Raw genomic sequence first — 294 nt, 5'->3', positions numbered from 1 at the left:
CAGACTCTTGCGGAAAATTTCAACATCAAAGCTGCCTTTTTGATCAAACGACGCTTGCTGGAAGTAGGCGCCTGACTGCGGCTCCATTAGATTATGGAACAGCATCCCCTTCTGCATAGGCGAAAGAGCATATACATTTTCCAGCTCGCCCACAGAAGCTGTTTGCTCTGTCAATTGTTCCAGCTGACCAAGTGTCAAGCCTTTGAACAATACATCACTTGGTGTTAGCTCACTCCGCTCTTTGGAGGCACAATGAGCGATCACTTCCTGCAGGCTTTCCTGCAGCAACTGCGC

The 294-nt window shown here is 49.0% G+C and carries 1 protein-coding gene; it reads right to left on the bottom strand.

Annotation, left to right across the window (positions count from 1 at the left end; translation table 11 throughout):
• A partial coding sequence (locus G9G54_RS24995; protein WP_165179966.1) for a condensation domain-containing protein occupies positions 1-294 on the bottom strand: 294 nt, incomplete at both ends.

The sequence above is a fragment of the Paenibacillus sp. EKM212P genome (genome assembly GCF_011066115.1).
Classification (GTDB): Bacteria; Bacillota; Bacilli; order Paenibacillales; family Paenibacillaceae; genus Paenibacillus; species Paenibacillus polymyxa_B.
The sequence above is the reverse complement of the archived record's forward strand: the minus strand, read 5'-3'. Positions and strand labels throughout refer to the sequence as shown.